Here is a 19,351-nt window from a genome sequence, read left to right as displayed (position 1 = left end):
CTGCCGAAGCAGCCCTTTAAATGATGATGTTACCCTTATTCTAGTTCACTATTATTTTATGAAATGTACTTAAAAGATTTTCGGCCCTGACTTCTACAATATAAACTCCTGGTGAAAGTGTACTGACATCCACCTGGTTATTATTCATTATCATTTGAGATAACATGGTTCTTCCATTTATATCATGAATAATAATGGTTCCGTTTGATATTTCCTTGTTGACAGAAATATTCAGAACATCGGAGGCCGGGTTGGGATATATGCTCACAGTTAATTCTTCAGGATTGGAAGAAAGAGCATCCATCCGTAAAGCGGATGTTGTAAAGGTTGACGTATTGCTCCATGGACTGGAACCATTAGCACAAATACCTTTAACACGGTATTCATAAGTGGTCGAAGCCGTCAGGTTTTTCAGTGTTTTTTCATTAGTTGTTGCATTTACAGATGACCAGGTTTTTGTTCCAGAAACACGGTACTGCACTTTGTATTTATTAGCACCTGTTAAAGGATCCCAGTGAACTGTTGCTTTTGTGCTCCCAATGTTATCAGCAAATAACCAGAGCGGTGCAGAAAAGCAATTAGCAGGACCCGATCCTTCAGCTAAATATCTTACAATAGCTACATCATTATTGCTTCCATTGAAAGTATATCCACCCTGTATAATTTTTCCATCGGGTTGAATCTTTACAACAGTGGCAAGATCTTCCAGATTATCGTTTCCTATATCCGTAAAGACATATCCATCACCTCCACCAAAAGAGTTATCTAATGTTCCGTTCGTAGTAATTCTTAAAAGAAGAAAAGATGCTGGTGGCATTCCATAGTATGATGATGCAGTAGCAACAATTTTTCCATCGGCCTGAATAGCAATGTCGTTTATAGTTTCACTTACATTAACGCCAGTGGTTGAAATGGATATATCAAAAATTCCATTATTTGCAAAACTTTGATCGAATGTTCCATTGCTGTTATAACGCGCAACTACCATTCTGCCTGAATAAGTACCAAGGGGGGGTACTTCAATACGACCTCCCATTACTATCTTACCATCGCTTTGTAATTCGAGGCAATAGGCACTGCCCGCGTTTGCAGAAACGCCTCCCCATTGGGTAATGGAAATACCATCACCATCAAAGGTGTTATCCATCGTTCCATTTGCATTCAGACGTATTAATAAAACATCAGGATCACCCGCAGATGCTGTGGAAATATACCCGCCAGCTGCAATTTTGCCATCAGGCTGAATCTCTAATTGAAACACAGCGTCATTACCAGGACCGATTGGTTTTTTAACATATCCTGTTGTATTAAAACTTACATCAGGCGAACCATTGGTATTAAATCGTGCAACCAATAAATCGCTATTGCTGCCATTAAAGGTGGTTCCGCATATAATAATCTTGCCATCAACTTGTATTTTCACATCACGCCCTATGTCATCGCCGGGACCGTAGTCCACTATTTTTTTTCCGTCAGCATCAAAAGTCTGGTCAAGAGTGCCATCAGTATTATACCGCAGCACAATTACATCAAGCTCGGTGCCTTGCTCGGTTTCACCACATACAACAATTTTTCCGTCGGCTTGTAAAGCAACTCCTTCACTGTAATCGTTTCCTGCACCAACAGGCGTAACAACAATGCCATCACCACTGAAACTATTATCAAGGGTACCATCTGCATTGTATCGAATCACGATCATATCATTGTTGTTGCCATTCCAGGTTTGGCCTACGGCTACAATTTTATTATCAGCGGTAATGGCTATATCGTAAGCCTGTTCATTGGAAGTACCAACAGTCGTGGTAACGATGCCATCACTGCTGAACGATGGATCGAGCTCACCTGGTGACTGTGAAAAGGAGTTAGATGATAACAGCAAAATGCTGCCCATCAGAAGTCCTGTTTGTTTTTTAAAATTTTGTAAGTTCATGTTGAATTAGTTAAATAGTTTTAGGTTTGGCTATCAAACTATTATTCTAATCTCAGGGTTCGCTTCAAATGGATATTACTTACGAAACCCTTAAAATTGATTCTGAACAAGAATTATTTGGAACTGAATGAGAGAGGTCTTCAGATTAAATTCCCACGCTATAAGAAGACTTTTTAGATAAAAGCTTCTTCTTCTATAATTTACATCTACAATGAGGTAACCGAAACAAATTATATGTTCAGACCTTATACATTCCCAACTTTTCGTGAGTCATAATCTTCTTCACCAGGTAATCTTACATCTACATCGGGCTCTTCATCGAGCAAAAGTATTTTAGCCGTCATGGTTAACGGCACTGCGAGAATAAAACCGATTGCGCCGAATATATATCCCCAGAAAATAAAAGAGAGCATAATGACCAGAAAGGAAATATTGAATCCTCCCTTCATAAAAATCGGCTTAATCACATTATCCACTACAAAATTTATTGCAAACAGTAACCCTATTAGTATGATTGCTTTAATCCAGCCTGCTTCTATTAATAATACCAACATGGGTGCCACGGCATATAAAATAAATCCTACATAAGGAACAAAAGCAAGAAAGAAGGATAAAACACCCCAAACTATTGCATAATCTACCCCAAGTATAAAAAAGACTATAGTGTTACCTGCTGCTATCATTAAGTTCATAAGCCCAAGCATGGAAAGATAGCGCATCACTTCAGTCCTGATCTTATACGCTTTTTGCATAAAATTGGTAGCACCCGGGCTAAGGCTTACCAAAGTTTGGGTAAGCTGTGGCGCTTCAGCCAGCATTAAAGCAGCAATCACCAAGACAATTAAGGTAGTACCAAGGGCAGAGCTGATAGAACTCAGGATTTGAGTGCTGATATTAACAATTTCTGAAGGGTCGGGAGCAGCCCCCATAACGATGCTTGAATCAATTCGCATATCATTAAGATACTGTTCAAAACTTGCTTTCAACTCTGTAAACTGGCTGGTATACTGAGGTAACTGTTTAATTAATCCAGCCAATGCTACACCAAACATACCCGCCAGGGCCAAGCCCCCGATTACAGCAACCAAAACAGTAATGATAACTGAAGTTGTATGAGATCGGCCTTTCGACATAAGCCATGTTATTAACGGACTTAAAGTGAGTGCTATAATTATTGCAAGCAGAAGCTGATTGATAATTGGAGCCACCGAACGAATGCCAGCGACTACAATCATAAAGGCTGCAATCCCAATAAGAATGCGCACCGGGTCAGACTTGGAGTAAGAATTTTTCAAAGCAATTAATTTATTATGTGTGAAATTGAACTTTTTTTATATAAAATAATTCAGCTTAATAAGCAATTCCTGAGTATTTGAACTTGTCTGTCATAGGATGATTTTTACTATGTAAATTTACTAAGCTGTTAACATTTATAGTAACCCGAATAACTGAAAATTGTTGATTGATTCTGTCACAGATACGAAATATATTAAGCTACAGTAAATAAGTGATGAATAGTGATAAAATAAAAAAACCCTTCCGCAGTAGAAGGGTTGCATCAATAAAATATTTGTTATTAAGAAGGTGAGGGAGGATCTACTACCGTGAGATCTTTGCCTGGAATTATGCTGATATAATTTCTTTCCCCCCGTTTTCTTTGGAACTGTACTATACCTGTTTCCATAGCAAAGATGGTGTGGTCTTTACCCATTCCTACTCCATTGCCGGGATAAAATTTTGTTCCGCGCTGTCGAACAATGATGTTTCCCGGAATTGCCGCCTGTCCACCAAAAATTTTTATACCCAACCGCTGTGCATGCGAATCACGGCCGTTTTTAGAGCTGCCTTCGCCTTTTTTATGAGCCATATAAAACTATTTCGAATGTAAATTTTAAACCATTATGCAATTGCTTCAATCTTAATTTTAGTCAGGTACTGGCGATGGCCAATCTTCTTTTTGTATCCCTTTCTGCGCTTCTTTTTAAATGCAATTACCTTATCCCCTTTCAGGTGCTCAACAATGGTTGCTGAAACCTTGGGAGCATCCGTTTTTAAGATGGAGCCGTTATCAATTTGCAGAAGTATGTTACCGAATTCCACTTTGTCGCCGGAATTTCCCTGTAAACGATGCACAAAAATTTCTTTCCCTGCCTCCACCTTAAATTGCTGACCTGCAATATCTACAATTGCGTACATGTGTTTTTTTTGAGTGTGCAAAGATAAATGATACCACCTAAACGTCCAAACCAAAGGAATTTTAATTTTACCTCCTGGTTTTTACGAATAACTGATGCAACCATGGCATTCAATGTCTCCATTCTACATCCTGAGCTTGACTTTAAAACTGCCAGAAGTGGTGGTAAAGGCGGTCAGAACGTAAATAAGGTAGAGACAAAGGTGGAACTATATTTCAATGTAAAGAATACCTCTTCACTCACTGATGATCAGAAGAATCTTATACTTCAAAAACTGAAAAACCGGATCAACTCAGAAGGGCGATTGATGATATCCTGCCAAACAGCAAGGTCACAATTTGCAAATAAGAAAAAAGCGATCCAGCGTTTTGATGAATTGCTTACAAAAGCGCTTGAGAAAAAGAAGAAGCGCATACCAACTGCACTTACGGCAGCTCAAAAAGCAAAACGATTACAGCTAAAGAAAAGACATTCAGAAAAGAAAGAAATGAGAAAAGGTAGTTTTGATTAGAAGATCTATACACAGGTTGTTATTAGATACTTGAGTTCTGTTCCTGCTCGATATCATCCCTGATTATAGATTAATTTTGCGTAAAAAAATGTAATGCCATATTATCACAAATTAGGAAGCATTCCTCCAAAAAGACACACCCAATTTAGAAAACCCGGGGGTGAACTATATTCTGAACAGTTGTTTTCCACCGAAGGCTTTTCAAGTCTTTATTCATTGCTGTATCACAATTATGCACCTACCATGATTAAATCGGTAGACAAGCCTTATTCCGTTGAGCCAAAACTAGCGGCCCCAAGGCAAATGCTTCACCGGAGCTTTGATGGGTTTGACATTGCATCCGAAAATGATTTCTTAAAAAGCAGGAAACCCGTACTTGTAAATAGTGACGTTCACATTTCTCTCGCTGCACCTAAAAGTTCGACCACAGATTATTTCATGAAAAACGGAGACGCCGATGAGCTGATATTCGTTCACGTTGGTTCCGGCACGCTTAAAACAATGTATGGCAATATTGATTTCGAATATGGCGATTACTTAATTATTCCGCGTGGAACTATTTACCAGATTTATTTTAATGATTCAAACAATCGCTTACTTATTGCCGAGTCTTTTAGCCCTATTGTTCCTCCAAAAAGATATTTAAATGAAGCAGGACAATTGCTGGAGCATGCTCCGTATTATGAACGGGATATAAAAGTTCCTAAAGAATTGGAAACTCACGATGAAAAAGGCGATTTCCTCATCTACATCCGAAAGAAAGGCATGATGTATCCCTACCATTATTTGTATCATCCGTTCGATGTAATTGGTTGGGACGGCTATAATTATCCATGGGGATTTTCAATCCATAATTTTGAACCTATCACTGGCCGTATTCATCAGCCGCCGCCTGTTCACCAGACATTTGAAGGCAGGAACTTCGTGGTCTGTTCTTTTTGCCCCAGGTTGTTTGATTATCATCCGTTATCAATCCCCGCCCCATATAACCACAGCAACGTGGACAGTGATGAAATTTTATATTACGTAGACGGTGATTTTATGAGCAGAAAGCATGTAACAAAAGGAATGATCACTATTCACCCGGGAGGTATTCCGCACGGACCTCACCCGGGTACCGTTGAAAAAAGTATTGGGGCAAAGGAGACTAAAGAATTAGCCGTAATGATTGATACCTTTCACCCGCTCCAGCTAACAGAAGAGGCCGTGAAGATCGAAGATAAGAGTTATCACCTTTCCTGGCTTAACGATAAGGACCGCGACGAATTGATGATACCCTGAAAAATTTTATAACAGACCGGAACGATTCATAGAGTTGAATGCACCTTCTTCCCCCGGCAATTGGTGGAACGCAATTCGTCTTTTGCGCATTCCCTTTTCTCTTTTTTTAATGCCGGTTTATTGGTTTGCATTGCTTAATATTCATGTGGATATTTTTAAAGCGATCCTGGTTTTTATAGTGTTACATTTTTTAGTTTATCCTGCCAGCAATGGATACAACAGCTATTGTGACAAGGACGAAAAAAGTATAGGAGGCTTGAAGCATCCGCCGAAAGTGTCCGTTGAACTTTGGTATCTGGTCATTGTTTTTGATATCGCTTCAATTGGTACTGCAGCCTTTATTGATATCCGCTTTGCGCTTATGATTTTTATATACCTCATGGTTTCAAAAGCATATAGCTGGCATAAAATACGGTTAAAAAAATTTCCTGTTTCAGGAGCAATAACAGTTACTTTATTTCAGGGATTATTTACCTACCTGGCTGTTCAGGCTGGAGCTGGAAACTTAAATATCCCTATAGGTGAAAACTTAGTATTCGGAATGGTAAGCACGCTCTTTTTGCTTGGTTCCTATCCGGTAACTCAAATTTATCAGCATGAAGAAGATCGTATTCATGGAGACAGAACACTCAGTATGTTGCTTGGTATCAATGGAACATTTGTATTTGCTTCCCTTATTTTTTTCATTGCATCATTAATTCTTGTTGCATTATTTTATTTCGAAAAGCAATGGATTTCAACTCTCATTTATTTGCTTGCTATACTTCCGGTCAATATTTATTTTCTAAGGTGGTATTATGAATTCAGGAAAGGAAAAGAGGTAATCTCGTTTGACCGCACCATGACGCTGAATATGCTAAGCTCGGTAACTCTTTCCGCAGCATTTATACTTATGCTGATATTGAGATAGTTTCATTTACAAATAAAATAGATTTCTATTGCGGTTAAAAAATTATTCATTCAACTCATTGAAGTTTTGATATTTATTAATATTCCAGAATTGTAATACGGCATCTAACAATTCCTCACGTATTACTAATATCAATCGAAGTTCCTGACCAGCATGATTCAGTATCTCAAAAAGTACATTGCAAAATCCTTCTCCCCTGATCTCCAGCTTTCCAATTTCATCAACAATCAGATATCCTTTTTTGTGAATTGAATTTTGCAGAACCTTTTCCGCCATAACGAATGCATCTTTACTAAAAATATATTTCCCAACTGCAATTACATCTGTTTCTCCCTGAATGGCCTCCATTGCAAATATTTCTTTGTTCGAAGCATCCATGAAAAAGCGCTGACCATTAATGACAGGAGTCAGAATTCCCCATACATTTTTTTTATTGTGCAACCACATAAGAAGCCGCGTGGTTTTTCCTGATTGAACAGGCCCTGAAAGGATCCATATTTTCCTTTCAGCTACATTCATAAAGGGAATTAACCAGAGCTATTTTCAAGAATTTCTGAAGCCTTCTCAAACCCTTTTCATCTCTTGAATATTGCCAGCATTTTAATAATAAATATTTGATGGACGGTATTAATAGTAAAATATCATTTATGGTTGATTTTGATTTTATTTTTTGCCTTTCCAGCCATTTCTTCATAAAAAAAGTAAGCAAAGGGCTGACGAGGAAATACCAGCTTAAAAAAATCAATGCAGAACGGATGAGAATGTGAAGGGTATCATCAGAAGATAAAAGCGGTCTTCCAACTTTAAATTCAGATTGAAAAAAGAGCATGAGCAAAGCGGTCCACACTAAAAACAAGCCCTTTCTCCAAAAGGTATTTTTTTTTGCTGTTTTAGGAACTATAGTTTCTTCAGTATTGATTAAAATTCCCGGCTGATATAACTGTTTCCATTTTCTCAAATTAGCAGGAATTGTGGCGGCTGTAAATCCTATAAATAATCCAGCAATAAAATGGAGTGCAACATATGATCCGGCAATCAATAAGCTATAGTTGGAAATGGATTTCTGATGGGTAAGTCCGTTAATAAAATCATTTACAGCTTTCCAGAAAGCGGTCCCATAAATAAGAGTTGTAACAACAATCCGCTGAAGGCCTGATTCCATCAGTGCAAGTGTTGCAAAAATGATACATAAGATTTTGTAAAACCTTCCTGTAACAGGTGCCTTTATTGATCGTAGAAAAGAGAAAACCAGTTCACCGGTTATTCCCTGAAAAAACACTGCAAAGTAAGCAGGCAATGGACTTTGGGGACTCAGCATCAATTTAAAAATTGCAACGATAATGGTTGCTTTAATAATCGAACCCTTTTCAGGTACAAAAAATCCAATAAGGCAGATGATAATTACCGCTCCGCTCCCGACAATTAATCCGGTTACCGGCAGGTTGAATCCGTGAATAATTCCGCCAAGCATACCTTCACAAACTGCCCAGAGGGCAATAAGCCGGTAATAAAGTTGCTTTCTTGAGCTGGTTATTATTTCGATATTCATAGTGTATTGCCAACAAGATATTAGATTTTAAAAACTTAGCAGTACTTAGCAGTTATGCCGACCATCAGTCTTTACATTGTACTCTTATCTTTGTAAACTACTTCAAAACTTCAGATATGGATAAAGATCCAAATCTTATAATTCACACAACCAACCCTGTAAATGCGGAGCCGCCGTTGAGCAAGCTGCGTGAAAATTTTATAACACCCTACGAAGAATTCTACATACGCAACCATGGTGAAATACCTGAAATTGATGTTTCTGCTTTTCGATTAAAGATAAATGGTATGGTAAATCACGAATTAGAGTTCACGATGGAAAGCCTGAGGAACAACTTCACAAGACGCACTGTAATGGCAACTTTGCAATGCGCAGGAAATCGCCGGACTGAATTGATTTCTGTTGCACCGATCCCTGGTGAAGTGCCATGGAAAGAAGGCGCTATTGGAAATACCTACTGGACTGGCGTACCGTTAAATGAAATTTTAAGAGCGTGTGGTGTAAGCCCTGCTGCACGCTATATAGAATTTATAGGTGCTGATGAAGTATTCCGGCATGGAGAGAATGTGGGCTTTGGTGCTTCCATTTCTATAGAGAAAGCTATGAGTGAAGAAGTGCTGCTTGCTTATGAAATGGATGGCAAGCCATTACCACCGACTCATGGTTTTCCATTGCGTGCTGTAGTTCCCGGATATATTGGTGCCCGAAGTGTAAAATGGCTCAACCAGATCACCTTGCAAGCTGAGCCTTCCAAAAATTATTTTCAGGATCATGCTTATCGATTATTTCCGCCGGAAGCAGATGCAGATACCGTGGATTGGAATTCCGGGGTACAGTTAAGTGAGCTGAATGTAAATTGCGCCATCACTTCACCTCTAAACAATGCAGAACTTGATAATGGGAAGATAACGGTACAAGGATGGGCGATAGGTAATGGAGGAAAAGAAATCTTGCGAGTTGAAGTTTCAACAAACAGCGGTCAAACCTGGACCATCGCGTCACTTTCGCAAGGAGGGGAACGGTATGCGTGGACGTTTTGGGAAACGAAGTTGAAATTAGAAAATGGAGCACACGAAATTATAGCCCGTGCTATTGATATGGAATTAAATACTCAGCCAGAGGATTTAAAAGACGTTTGGAATTTTAAAGGATATATGAATAATGCCTGGCACCGGGTAAAGATAACCGTAAAAGCAAACGGTTAATTAGCCTCATAAATTTTCGAATAGTCTATTTGTAAATTATTTTCAGGCTAATGAATAGCAGTTAAATTGAAAGCTAAGAAAAAGCCATTTCAATTAACTATTGAAATGGCTTCTCTGAGTTTTAATTCCGGAAAACTTATAATTCTGTCTTCATTATCTTAATAATTTTAACAAGGCTATCGTCTGAACTTACCTTAAGGAAATACATTCCAGGTACCAGATCATTTCCAAATAATAAACTGCTTTTTACCTGGTGATAACTTTTCAATATTCTGCCAGACGCATCGCTGATTTGGATCTCGTAAGTATTACCATCATTCAACTGCAAATTAAATGCATCATTAGTGGGATTAGGATAAACCTGCAATTCCAGACTCCCACCAGGTATCGCTTCTTTACAGGTAATATAGATGGTAGTTACTGCAGAATTTTTAGTACAGCCAGTGGCGGTATTTGTTACAGCCACTTTGTATTTGCCTGCTGTTGCTGCACTGTAAGTACTATTGGTAGCGCCCGATATGTTTGTACCGTTTCTGATCCATTGGTAAGAAAGGTTATTTCCTGTGTTAGCTGTAAGCGTAGTTGTTTGCCCTGCGCATATATTCACGATTCCAGAAGGTGTAACCGTTGCGTCCGGCTTCTTATTGGAAGTGACATTAATAGAATTAGAAGTTGTACTTCCGCAAGAGTTAGTAACATTCAATGCATAAGTACCGGTTGTAGTTGCAGAGTAGGTTGCATTTGTTGCTCCCGAAATAGCTACATTATTTTTTGTCCACTGGTAGGTTACGCCTGCACTGGCTGATGCACTAAGCAGTACGTTTCCGCCTTTGCAAAAAGATGTTGCTCCATTTGCTGAAACTGAAACCGTGGGAGCCGTACAGATTGCAGGACCGGCATTGAAAGCATAGAGATACGTATATACATCCTGAGCTCCATCATTCACATCCATGCCCACGTAAACCATCGAATCGTTTGTAGAAAAGCGGGGGCGCGACATAGGCCTTACAGAACCGCCGTTCTCAAATGGCAAATTTACGGTCCAAACGGTGGAACCTGCAGTGCTCGCAGCCGTAACATATCCCGGGAAACCGATATTATAACCCCCAACGGCCACTAGTGTGTTTCCATTACTAACAATAGGTCCTCCTAAAATGCCACTCTCTGCAATCTGCCACTTAATATCACCGCTTGGTTTTACTGCCATTAAGGTCGATAAGTTTTGACCTACATAGAAATTACCATCCGAACCTACGTCAGGGTAGGTTAAATTGGTAGTGCCGTTTCCGAAATAATTATGTATAAGATTTCCCTGGGGATCATAGCTGCTGATCTGGGCATAACTATTCGTCAGGTAAGCAGATATCACATAAACAGTACCATCAGGCGCCACTGCAGGTTGCCCTGTGCCCGGCTGTGTCCACTGTATATTACCACCAAGAGTGACTGCCTGAAGGCCGTTGGTATTGTTGTTTATATTGTTCATTTCGAAATAGAGTTGCCCCGACCCGAATACAACCTCCTTGGTTTGACCAGCCTCTCCGTTTGCATGCACGAAACCGGGGATATTCCAAATGATATTCCCCGCGGGTGAGATAGAAATAGCACCAAGTCCGCCTTGCAAACCTGCATCATCCGTGACAGCATAGATGTTCCCGTCAGGTCCTACAGTAGGTCCTACGTCAACCAGTGAGCCGGAGGGGTCCGTTACTTTCCATTTCAAGGTTCCATCCGGGTTAATGGCATATATCACATTTAAGCCTGCAAAGTAGATAGTGCCATCATTACCTACAGATACAGATTGAACGCTTCCATATACTACATTAAAGATCCACTTTACACCACCATCAGGCGTTAGAGCAAAGAGATGACCGTTGATACTGAGGGTATAAATGGTTCCATCGGGACCAATGCCCGGGCGACCCTGGATGTACAGATCTTGTACCTGGAATCGCCATAACACACGTCCGTTCACTACACGTTTAGTGACGGTGAGAGGCTGGGTGTTACTGGAGCCAGTGGATGTAACCACCTGTACCTGGTCAACCCCCAAAGGTGATGAGTCGGGAACATAAGCAGTGATAGAGGTAGCAGTCCAATTACTTACCGGAGCACTAAATCCGCCAATGGTTACATAGCTGGTGCCTTGGGTAGCACCGAAGTTTTTGCCAGTTATCTTCAGCCTTCCGGCCTGTGCCAATGTGCTGTTTGATAAGGAAGTAATTGACGGAGCCTGTGCCCAAACTGTCGTACCGGTTAAGTATTGAGTAACGGCAAATAATGCTATAAGGATCATTTTTTTCACGTAAGCAAAATTTTAAGATTTGATTGAATTAATAGTGAAGGGAATTAGCATGACGAAGTATCTTAGCGAACTATCCGAAATACGGGGCAAAACAATGTGGTAAACAGGATAAGAAAAAAAAAGTATTGCTGACAGTTGAATATTATGTACTGAGCGGGTAAAAAATGAAGTTCAATCATTAAGATTAAGGTCGATTAAGAGAATCGAAAGAGCATCTGTAAGAAGAACTATTAAGGTGTTTAAAACTTAGGTTCCATACCCAGTTTTCGAGCAGGTGCCACTCGCAGGAAATATATATTGGCATTTCACTCCCTAAACTCATTTGACTATGCAACTGCAAAGCGATGCAAAACTGCTGAGAATCTTTATCGGTGAATACGACAAAGTACATAGCAAGCCGTTGAGCGAAGAAATTGTAATGAGTGCGAGAAAAGCAGGCATGGCAGGTGCGACAGTGCTACGAGGCATTATGGACTTCGGCGCAAATAGTCGCATTCATTCCGTAAAGCTGCTGATCTTTCATTTGACTGCCAATTGTAGTAGAAATTATAGAGACAGAAGAAAAGATCAAAGAGTTTATGCAAACTCTCGATCAGTTGCTCGAACAAGCAAACTGCGTCGCAGCAGTTATGATTGAAAATGCTACAGTGCTTCGCTACAAACAGCATGATAAAGACAAACAGTAAAATCTTACTTTTGGCTTTCAGTTAAGCACATTGCCTCGATATTGTCAATCTACATCCTGATGCTCTCTGTGCAACCGGCTTTGGGAAAAATATCGTTCTTCTCACAGGTGATAATCCCGAAACTGCAAAGCATGTTGCTGACGAGTTAGGCATTACTGATTACAGAGCCAATTTATTACCGGAAGACAAAATTAATATTATAGAAGAATTACAAAAGCAAGGTGCAAAGGTTGCTATGGTGGGTGCTGGCATCAATGATGCTCCGGCATTAGTGCAGGGAAATGTAGGAATAGCGATGGGTGCAATTGGAACTGAGGCAGCATGGAAGCAGCAGATATTGTTCTCATGCAGGATAAGTTAGAAAAGATCGCACGGGCGCGCGCCATTGGGAAACGAGCGTTCAAAACTATTCGTGAAAATATTTTTGTTGGCGTTGGCGTAGTTCATGTCATCGGTATCACACTTGTATTGTTTCGTATCATTGGACCGATTCAGGCAGCAGCTATTCACCTGCTTCCTGATACTTTGGTTTTCATAAATTCATTAAAACTGCTCAGAGTAAAAATCGATAAAAATTAAAATGGAACATCATCACGACCATAATCACGCACCGGCTCTTAGTAATGTAAGCCGTGCATTTATCATCGGCATCTCACTCAACTTTTTGTTTGTAGTGATTGAAGTGATTGTCGGTCTTTACATTCATTGACTTTCATTGCTGAGTGATGCCGGGCATAACCTTGCTGATGTTGCAGCTTTAAGTTTATCGCTGCTTGCTTATCGTTTACTCAAAGTAAAATCAAATGAAAATTACACCTACGGTTATCGAAAAACCTCCATCATCGTTGCCCTTTTCAATGCAATGGTATTGCTCATTTCCATTGGAGCTATTGCGTATGAAGCAGCGCACCGGTTTTTAAATCCCGAACCATTACCGGGAACAACAATAGCATGGGTAGCAGGAATAGGAATCATAATCAATAGTGTTACAGCTTTAATGTTTTTACGGGATAGAAAGAAAGACCTCAATATCAAAAGTGCCTATCTCCATTTAATGAGTGATGCACTCGTTTCACTTGGTTTGGTAATAGGAGGAATAATTATACACTTCACAAATTGGTTTTGGATTGATCCCGTATTAAGTATAGGCATTGCACTAACAATTTTATTCAGCACATGGAATTTATTGAAAGAAAGTTTGCGCTTGTCACTCGACGGAGTTCCGTCAGACATGAATTTGCAACAGGTAAAAGATGCAGCAAAGAAAATTTCAGGGATAAAAGAAATTCATCACATCCACTTATGGGGAATGAGTACAACTGAGAATGCCTTGACAGCTCACGTAGTAATAGATGCAAACAGTTCTTTGGCAGCGGCAGAAAAAATAAAGCACGACCTGAAGCATGAGTTGGAACACATGAACATTCAGCACGTCACCTTGGAAATTGAAAGCGGTGATGAAAATTGTGAAATAGAAAAGGGTAAGGTGTAAGAAAAAATATTCCACCTTTTGCGCCGCGTGGTTCGCGCGCTGCTTCGCGTGGGGTTGGGTCTCACAAAGGCAGGTAATTTCCTTCGACGCTTCGCAACTTCAGGACAAAAATTAAATTTCGACGCTGCCCAAAGTTTAAAGGGTTGCACCACACCTTTACCACTTCAACCATCGCATTGCAATGCCTCGCAAAGCATCGAGCCATGATAACACAAAACCTAAGTGAAACTACTAAAGTTACAGACATTGTTAGATCACTTTTTTTTCCTCACACGGTATACCTTTGTAAGATTAATTGAACATTTCTATGGGTGACAATCCTGAAGTTCTAATTATTGGCGCAGGTCCAACAGGGTTAATGCTTGCTTGTCAGCTCACACGCTTAGGAATCAAATTTCGCATCGTTGAAAAAAACAAAGGGCCAACAATACAATCCCGTGCGCTCGCGATTCACGCTGCGTCAATAGAGATATTTTCACAAATGGGCATAGCTGACAAGTTTTTAACGCTTGGTAAGCGAACAAAAGCGATCAACTATTTTGTAAAGGGTAAGATCGCACAACGTATTCCTCTCTCTGAGTTTGGCAAGTTACTAACCGAATTTCCTTTTCTTCTAATGTTAGAGCAATCTAAAACAGAACGTTTGCTGATAGAGTTTCTTGGGCAACATGGTCATGCAGTAGAATGGCAAACCGAGCTTATCTCCTATACACAGGACGCTGATCAGGTACACGCAACTATTAAACACGAGGAAAAGGGCGAAGAAATTACAAAAGCAGATTATTTAGTTGGCGCTGATGGAGCAAAAAGTATTGTGCGACGCATGTTGAATATTCCATTCGGCGGGCAAACTTATCCCATCAATTTATTTGTACTCGACTGTAAAGTGAATTGGAACCTTGCAGATGACGAAATGTATATCGCCTTCTCTGATTATTCTTTCGCAGGATTTTTTCCCATGCCTGAAGGGAGATGTAGAATAATTGGTTTTGTGCCAAAGGAAGTGAGTGAAAAAGAAGATATAACCTTTGAGGACATAAATAATGGTTTCTCAAAACGAATGCAAATGGATGTCGCGCTTTCCGATCCTCATTGGATCTCCATGTATCATGCTCATCATCGCTATGTTTCACAATTCAGAACAGGAAGGTGCTTCCTTGCAGGTGATGCTGCACACATACATTCACCCGTAGGTGCACAGGGCATGAATACAGGATTGCAGGATGCTTTTAATCTTGCATGGAAATTAGCGTTTATTTTGCGGCAAAAGGGGAAAGGAAATTTGCTGGACTCTTATGAAGAAGAGCGCCTTCCCTTTGCAAAGCGCTTGGTAAAAACCACTGACAGAGCATTTGGAATAACGGTAAGCAATAATCCATTCTTAAAAATTATGAGGATGAAAGTTGCACCCCGAATGCTTGCTCTAATTCTTAAATTAAATTTTTTTTCCGGATTTATATTCAAGAACCTTTCTCAAATCGGAATACGGTACGAGCAGAGTTTACTTTCCCGAAATGCTTCATATGGTTCATTCAAATCAAATGCTCCGAAGCCCGGAGAACGGCTTCCGTACATAAAATTTGAAGATGCTTCAGCTAAACTTCTAAACTTACAGAAGAAGGTAAATGGTCTTTCATTGCATCTATTTATTTTTTCCACTAACGATCCTCAGAGCGATGAGAAATTGTTGGCAGACATCGCAAAAAAATATGAATCAGTCATTACAACGGAAGTTATCTACCGAATTTCGGGAACCAAAAATCTTTACACTTCACTTGGAATATCTAAAACAGGTTGCTATCTCGTAAGACCTGACTTGTATATAGCATATCGCAGCAATGGACTTAACGCAAATCATCTAAAAGATTATTTGAGCACTTTCCTTGTGTCATAACGTAGTATATAATCGGGACACTGCATCACTCAAGTAGTTAGTTTTTTAAAAGTTTGGTAGAATCCAAATATCAATCGTAATATTGCGATTAAATTAAGAACAATGGGATTAGCAAAGGCAGAAGAATTTACGATAAGAGAGAACAAAATTGCTCTTTATGCAAAGGCATTGGCGCATCCTGCAAGAGTAGCCATCATTGAAATGCTTTTGAAGAAGCAGTCATGTGTTTGCGGTGTCATTGTAGAGGAGCTTCCCTTGTCTCAATCGACAGTATCACAGCACTTGAAAGAATTAATAAATGCAAGGCTTATCAAAGGAGATATTGAAGGAGTTACCACCTGCTATTGTATCAACGAAAAAGAATGGTTACAGGCAAAGCAATATTTAGGCACACTGCTGAATAGCCCTGTTAGCAATAAAAATTGCTGTTAAAAAAGACCTGAATACATGTAACGTAATATTACGATAAAACAAATATAACTTTTATTCAAAAAATTAAACAAAATGGATACAGCAGAAAGAAATCAAAAAGATAGTAAAGGAAAAGTATAGCGAAATAGCCGTGCCTGATGATATTCTTGCAAATTATTTATCAGTGGACGAAATTAAAGAGTATAAACAAAGCACAGTAGGAATTTTCAGCATCACAGTATATGCGGAGAAAGCAAACAAAGAATACTGCGATAAAGAAACTTGCTGCACCTAAAGCATAATAACCACATAATTAACCCACGATGGAAAGAATTTGCATTTATCCAAAAGACATCCAAATAGTAACAGGTAAAAGTGAGCGATGGGGCAGAACTTTACTGAAGAAGATAAGGACAAATGGTTGCCAAGCAATTAAGGTTAAGTTAAACCTAAGATAATGGCACTTAGTGTTTTCAAAATACAATAAAAAGTATTTCAGCTATATGGCCAAAAATATCAATTCGATGTTAAAAACACTGAGAGAAAACCTTTAGCAGCAATCGCTAATATATTTTCATTTTCTTTTTCACACTTCTATGGTCACAATTGTGGTCACATAAATAAAAAAAGCAGCTAAGATTATCTTAACTGCTTGATTATGATGTGGGAGCAACAGGGTTCGAACCTGTGACCCTCTGCTTGTAAGGCAGATGCTCTGAACCAGCTGAGCTATGCTCCCCTAAAGGTGCGAAGGTAATTTTCAATATCTGAATTTGCAAATAGATTGTCGTTACAAAAGAGACTAAATCCATTGGTCGAATTTTTTTGTTGCTGCAACGGCTGCGTAATTCCTTCACCTTCTTTTAAGAGATCCGATATTTAACTTAACTCTACCTTTACTTTATGGGTGTTAAATCTGTTCTGGCACGGCCTTATGCTTCCATGATTTCGCGCCAGATTATGAAGTGGAGTAAAGATGCCGCACGCGCTCAGGAATACCAGTTTCATAAGTTAATTCAGGAAGGGAAAAAAACAGTTTTCGGAAAAGAGCATGATTTCAAAAATATCGCATCATACCAGGATTTTGTAGACCACGTATCAGTCCGGGACTATGAGAATTTAAGGCCTTATATAGACCGCATAAAAAATGGTGAGGACAGTGTCTTGTGGAAAGGAAAACCAATATATTTTGCGAAGTCTTCGGGGACAACATCCGGAATTAAATACATCCCGATTACCAAAGACTCCATTTCTAACCACATTGATTCGGCAAGAAATGCATTACTGACTTACATTTCTGAAACAAGCAATACCCGTTTTGTAAATGGGAAAATGATTTTCTTATCAGGAAGTCCGGAGCTGGATAAGACGGGAGATATGCTGACCGGGCGTTTGTCCGGAATTGTAAATCATCACGTTCCACGATATCTGAAAGGGAATCAATTACCTTCATTCGAAACAAACTGCATTGAAGACTGGGAATTGAAAGTGGATAAGATCGTAGAAGAGACCAGGAATGAGGATATGACTTTGATCAGCGGAATTCCTCCATGGATACAAATGTATTTTGAAAAATTATTGGAAAAAACCGGTAAAAGAACAATCAAAGAGATCTTTCCTAATTTATCTCTGCTCGTCTATGGTGGCGTTAACTTTGAACCGTATCGCGCAAAGCTTTTCACCACCATCGGTACTAAAATTGATTCCATAGAAACATATCCTTCTTCTGAGGGCTTTATTGCTTTCCAGGATTGTCAGACACAGGAAGGATTACTTCTTAATGTGGACTCAGGAATTTTTTTCGAGTTTATCTCCTTTAATGAGGCTTCGCAGGCACGTCCAAAAAGGCTTCAATTGAAAGATGTAGAAGTGGGAGAAAATTATGCAATCGTCGTTTCTTCAAATGCAGGATTATGGGCCTATTCTCTGGGTGATATTATAAAATTTGTTTCCAAAAATCCTTACAGGATTGTGGTAACAGGAAGAACCAGCCACTATATCTCTGCCTTCGGTGAACACGTAATAGGAGAAGAAGTGGAAGGCGCCTTAATGAAAGCAGCGCATGCAGAAAATGTGGAGGTGGTTGAATTTACGGTAGCTCCTCAAGTAAACCCTGAAAAAGGTGAATTGCCTTACCATGAATGGCTTGTGGAATTTTCAACACCACCAGAAAACATAAATATATTTCGTAGCAAGGTGGATAACATGCTGAGGGCAAAAAATATCTACTATGATGACCTGATTTCAGGAAATATTTTACAGCCGCTAAGAATAACTCCATTGCAAAAAGATGCATTCAGAAATTATATGAAGTCGGTAGGGAAACTCGGTGGGCAGAATAAAGTACCACGGCTTAGTAATGACCGGACTTTAGCTGACGCATTAAAGCCATGGATCAGTAATTAAATTGTGAACGTGAAACAGAATAGGCCTGCACAATAACTACCAGCAGGTTCAGATAGCCTACATTGCTGCAATAATTGCACTTGCCAGCACAATGCCGCAAAAATGAAATCCGATATCTATAAACCAAAGAGGCAATGGCTTTTTCTGATAAGTATAGGTCGTGCCTAAAATTCCGCCTGCATAACCGGCTCCAAGCAGGATCCCTACTTCCAAACAATCAGTATAGTGCTTGCACCTGCTAAGTGCCATCATAATTCCTGTAACCAAAGCCATCAATAGCATACATGCGAAGCTAACCACCATTGAACGCATTAGTGAGGAACGATCGGTCATATTGATATTATTCAGAGCAGCCCATTGCTTCCCAAAAAGGATTGGTGAATACCAAAGTGCGCCTAAAGCAAAATAGGCTACCGCGGCAAGCAATACTGCCAAAATGTTAAGGTGTTGAATTGCATTTCCCATAGCACTTTTTTGCGGTGAATGTAATAATTCTGATTCGGAATATTCCTAAGCCTGCTTCATCCAGTTTAAAATAACAGTTATTCAGCTTGCGGATTTTTACTTTTTGCAAAG

At 39.5% G+C, this 19,351-nt stretch carries 15 protein-coding genes, 1 tRNA gene and 3 pseudogenes; 10 read left to right on the top strand and 9 right to left on the bottom strand.

The annotated features are described in order from the left end of the window. Positions 1-40 precede the first annotated feature (40 nt). The 4 genes from H0W62_06995 to rplU form a co-directional block, all read right to left on the bottom strand. Entirely contained in the window at positions 41-1,930 is a 1,890-nt protein-coding gene (locus H0W62_06995) for a T9SS type A sorting domain-containing protein (protein ID MBA3648282.1), read from the bottom strand. A 245-nt stretch (positions 1,931-2,175) separates the two neighbouring features. Beyond that, complete coding sequence (locus H0W62_06990; GenBank protein MBA3648281.1) at positions 2,176-3,225, bottom strand: AI-2E family transporter; 1,050 nt, start codon at positions 3,223-3,225, stop codon at positions 2,176-2,178. A 281-nt stretch (positions 3,226-3,506) separates the two neighbouring features. Next, positions 3,507-3,797 carry a 50S ribosomal protein L27 gene (gene rpmA / locus H0W62_06985; GenBank protein ID MBA3648280.1) on the bottom strand — a complete coding sequence of 97 codons (291 nt, stop codon included), beginning with the start codon at positions 3,795-3,797 and terminating at the stop codon, positions 3,507-3,509. A 32-nt stretch (positions 3,798-3,829) separates the two neighbouring features. Then, positions 3,830-4,126, bottom strand: a complete 297-nt coding sequence (rplU, locus tag H0W62_06980; GenBank protein MBA3648279.1) for a 50S ribosomal protein L21 — start codon at positions 4,124-4,126, stop codon at positions 3,830-3,832. Positions 4,127-4,228: 102 nt separating this feature from the next. On the opposite strand from rplU, the gene arfB reads away from it, so the two are divergent. The 3 genes from arfB to H0W62_06965 all read left to right on the top strand — a co-directional run bounded on the left by arfB (position 4,229) and on the right by H0W62_06965 (position 6,827). Then, a complete protein-coding gene (arfB, locus tag H0W62_06975) occupies positions 4,229-4,636 on the top strand; it encodes an aminoacyl-tRNA hydrolase (GenBank protein ID MBA3648278.1) in 408 nt (135 codons plus the stop codon). A 93-nt stretch (positions 4,637-4,729) separates the two neighbouring features. Beyond that, a complete protein-coding gene (locus H0W62_06970) occupies positions 4,730-5,917 on the top strand; it encodes a homogentisate 1,2-dioxygenase (GenBank protein MBA3648277.1) in 1,188 nt (395 codons plus the stop codon). Positions 5,918-6,026: 109 nt separating this feature from the next. Then, positions 6,027-6,827 (top strand): UbiA prenyltransferase family protein, encoded by an 801-nt coding sequence (locus tag H0W62_06965; protein MBA3648276.1) that lies wholly within the window; start codon positions 6,027-6,029, stop codon positions 6,825-6,827. Positions 6,828-6,869: 42 nt separating this feature from the next. On the opposite strand, the gene H0W62_06960 is transcribed toward H0W62_06965, so the two are convergent. After that, a complete protein-coding gene (locus H0W62_06960) occupies positions 6,870-7,346 on the bottom strand; it encodes a hypothetical protein (protein MBA3648275.1) in 477 nt (158 codons plus the stop codon). Continuing rightward, positions 7,333-8,376 (bottom strand): hypothetical protein, encoded by a 1,044-nt coding sequence (locus H0W62_06955; protein MBA3648274.1) that lies wholly within the window; start codon positions 8,374-8,376, stop codon positions 7,333-7,335. The genes H0W62_06960 and H0W62_06955 overlap by 14 nt, the downstream gene beginning before the upstream one ends. A 116-nt stretch (positions 8,377-8,492) precedes the next feature. On the opposite strand from H0W62_06955, the gene H0W62_06950 reads away from it, so the two are divergent. Continuing rightward, entirely contained in the window at positions 8,493-9,581 is a 1,089-nt protein-coding gene (locus H0W62_06950; protein ID MBA3648273.1) for a molybdopterin-dependent oxidoreductase, read from the top strand. A gap of 136 nt (positions 9,582-9,717) precedes the next feature. On the opposite strand, the gene H0W62_06945 is transcribed toward H0W62_06950, so the two are convergent. Next, positions 9,718-11,886 (bottom strand): T9SS type A sorting domain-containing protein, encoded by a 2,169-nt coding sequence (locus tag H0W62_06945; GenBank protein MBA3648272.1) that lies wholly within the window; start codon positions 11,884-11,886, stop codon positions 9,718-9,720. A gap of 328 nt (positions 11,887-12,214) precedes the next feature. Between H0W62_06945 and H0W62_06940 the strand changes: the two are divergent. From H0W62_06940 to H0W62_06920, 5 genes and pseudogenes are all read left to right on the top strand, one after another. Continuing rightward, positions 12,215-12,572, top strand: a pseudogene (locus tag H0W62_06940) (DUF190 domain-containing protein). Positions 12,573-12,657: 85 nt separating this feature from the next. Further along, positions 12,658-13,151 (top strand): annotated as a pseudogene (locus H0W62_06935) (cation-translocating P-type ATPase). Between the two features lies 1 nt (position 13,152). Further along, positions 13,153-14,064: pseudogene (locus tag H0W62_06930) on the top strand (cation transporter). 307 nt (positions 14,065-14,371) lie between these two features. Then, positions 14,372-15,958: an FAD-dependent monooxygenase gene (locus H0W62_06925; protein ID MBA3648271.1), complete on the top strand. Its 1,587-nt coding sequence runs from the start codon at positions 14,372-14,374 to the stop codon at positions 15,956-15,958. Between the two features lie 102 nt (positions 15,959-16,060). Continuing rightward, complete coding sequence (locus H0W62_06920) at positions 16,061-16,390, top strand: winged helix-turn-helix transcriptional regulator (protein ID MBA3648270.1); 330 nt, start codon at positions 16,061-16,063, stop codon at positions 16,388-16,390. A gap of 643 nt (positions 16,391-17,033) precedes the next feature. Here the strand turns inward: H0W62_06920 and H0W62_06915 are convergent. Further along, positions 17,034-17,108, bottom strand: a tRNA-Val gene (locus H0W62_06915). Between the two features lie 164 nt (positions 17,109-17,272). On the opposite strand from H0W62_06915, the gene H0W62_06910 reads away from it, so the two are divergent. Then, entirely contained in the window at positions 17,273-18,775 is a 1,503-nt protein-coding gene (locus tag H0W62_06910; protein MBA3648269.1) for a GH3 auxin-responsive promoter family protein, read from the top strand. Positions 18,776-18,832: 57 nt separating this feature from the next. Here the strand turns inward: H0W62_06910 and H0W62_06905 are convergent, their stop codons facing one another. After that, positions 18,833-19,240, bottom strand: a complete 408-nt coding sequence (locus tag H0W62_06905) for a DUF1761 domain-containing protein (protein ID MBA3648268.1) — start codon at positions 19,238-19,240, stop codon at positions 18,833-18,835. Between the last annotated feature and the right edge of the window lie 111 nt (positions 19,241-19,351).

The sequence above is a fragment of the Chitinophagales bacterium genome (genome assembly GCA_013816805.1).
In the GTDB taxonomy this organism is placed as follows: Bacteria; Bacteroidota; Bacteroidia; order Chitinophagales; family UBA10324; genus MGR-bin340.
Note: the sequence above shows the minus strand (reverse complement) of the source record. Positions and strands in the feature narration are given on the sequence as shown.